Below are 2,500 nucleotides of genomic sequence, written 5' to 3'. Positions count from 1 at the left end.
AGGTTCGCTTTTCCTTAAATCAGAGCCTGAAAAAGGAAATTTGATCTAAATAAGCCCTTTTTTTTAAGTTAAAATGGTGTTGATGGATTCGTTTCGGTAGCAATAATGCCAATACAAAGTGGAATTCTGTCGCTTGCTGATGGCGTGTAAGGACCTAAGAAGCTCCTTATGCGAAGCCTGGACTGGTTTTGCACTACCTCTTCTACTATTAAAATTTCGTGAGTTCGGACTTTTTTGGTACTGTCAATTGGGGTTGAAACAAGATTATAATTACTGCAATCAAAATAAACGGAGTTTAATGCTTCGGCTTTGTGTCTTTATTATGGAGTCGGAGACAGAACTGTGACGATGTAATGTTAAAATACGAATCTAACTGAAATAAAATGGAGTATCTGTAAGAAGGCGGTAGTATTGGTTGAGACTTTTTTCTTACTGTATTAAGTCAGGGCACGGCTGTTAGTAGTTTTATATACTTAGTAAGTTAGCTATTGAAAGGATTGTAAGGAGAGTTTATTTAAGGTTGTCATAGCTGCGGAAGTCCTACTTAAGAAAAATTTTTACAGAACCACAGTAAGGATCCTTATAAAGTCCATGAAAAAGTAGTCGATTTTGTCTCTTTTGGCTTTGTAAATCTCAAAACAGTAAAAAAATGTTCGCATTCAAAAAGCGTACTTTCAGCACTTTAAAGCAAACATTAAGAAAACATCAAAAAAAAGGTTTAAAAAAGCTTGAATAACGCAATAAAGAGTGTAGTTTTGCACCCGCAACAGCGAATAAGTTCATTAAAAGATTGGCAAGTGAGTATAGGTTTTAGGATTAGAAATCATTTCTAAAAATAAATCAAAAAAAGCTTGTGAGATTTGATTTTGCTTATTACTTTTGCACCCCGCAAAACATGCAAAGTTCCTTGAAAGACTGGTAAGAAAAGATAAAGAAATGGAGGATTTAAATCTTCAAAAAAAACTTTAAATTTTTCTTGCGAGATTAGAAAAGAAGTTGCACTTTTGCACCCGCTTTGAGAGATACTTTAAGTAGTTTGAATCACGGCAAAGAAACTGAAATAAATTCGGTTTAAAAAAAGAAGAACACGTTCCTAGACATATTGAATTGACAGCCGTCTCGTTCACAAGACGAGACAATAATAAAGAGTAATAGAATCGAAAGATTTGAAAAAACCACTAGAGACTTCAGTCAAATAAACAAAGAGAACGGATTTATCCGAACTCACACAATATACGATGAAGAGTTTGATCCTGGCTCAGGATGAACGCTAGCGGCAGGCTTAACACATGCAAGTCGAGGGGTATAGTTCTTCGGAATTAGAGACCGGCGCACGGGTGCGTAACGCGTATGCAATCTACCTTTCACAAAGGGATAGCCCAGAGAAATTTGGATTAATACCTTATAGTAATACGACTTGGCATCAAGATGTATTTAAAGATTTATCGGTGAAAGATGAGCATGCGTCCCATTAGCTAGTTGGTATGGTAACGGCATACCAAGGCAACGATGGGTAGGGGTCCTGAGAGGGAGATCCCCCACACTGGTACTGAGACACGGACCAGACTCCTACGGGAGGCAGCAGTGAGGAATATTGGACAATGGGCGCAAGCCTGATCCAGCCATGCCGCGTGCAGGATGACGGTCCTATGGATTGTAAACTGCTTTTGTACAGGAAGAAACCCTTTCACGTGTGAAAGATTGACGGTACTGTAAGAATAAGGATCGGCTAACTCCGTGCCAGCAGCCGCGGTAATACGGAGGATCCAAGCGTTATCCGGAATCATTGGGTTTAAAGGGTCCGTAGGCGGTCTAGTAAGTCAGTGGTGAAAGCCCATCGCTCAACGGTGGAACGGCCATTGATACTGCTAGACTTGAATTATTAGGAAGTAACTAGAATATGTAGTGTAGCGGTGAAATGCTTAGAGATTACATGGAATACCAATTGCGAAGGCAGGTTACTACTAATGGATTGACGCTGATGGACGAAAGCGTGGGTAGCGAACAGGATTAGATACCCTGGTAGTCCACGCCGTAAACGATGGATACTAGCTGTTGGGAGCAATCTCAGTGGCTAAGCGAAAGTGATAAGTATCCCACCTGGGGAGTACGTTCGCAAGAATGAAACTCAAAGGAATTGACGGGGGCCCGCACAAGCGGTGGAGCATGTGGTTTAATTCGATGATACGCGAGGAACCTTACCAAGGCTTAAATGTAGATTGACCGGTTTGGAAACAGACTTTTCGCAAGACAATTTACAAGGTGCTGCATGGTTGTCGTCAGCTCGTGCCGTGAGGTGTCAGGTTAAGTCCTATAACGAGCGCAACCCCTGTCGTTAGTTGCCAGCGAGTCATGTCGGGAACTCTAACGAGACTGCCAGTGCAAACTGAGAGGAAGGTGGGGATGACGTCAAATCATCACGGCCCTTACGCCTTGGGCTACACACGTGCTACAATGGCCGGTACAGAGAGCAGCCACTGGGCGACCAGGAGCGAATCTA

1 rRNA gene (running past one end of the window) is annotated in these 2,500 nt (G+C 41.9%); it reads left to right on the top strand.

Annotation, left to right across the window (positions count from 1 at the left end):
• Nucleotides 1-1,235 precede the first annotated feature (1,235 nt).
• A 16S ribosomal RNA gene (locus H4V97_RS05210) occupies nucleotides 1,236-2,500 on the top strand; it runs 249 nt beyond the window's last position.

Source organism: Flavobacterium sp. CG_23.5, from assembly GCF_017875765.1.
In the GTDB taxonomy this organism is placed as follows: Bacteria; Bacteroidota; Bacteroidia; order Flavobacteriales; family Flavobacteriaceae; genus Flavobacterium.
The sequence above is the reverse complement of the archived record's forward strand: the minus strand, read 5'-3'. Positions and strand labels throughout refer to the sequence as shown.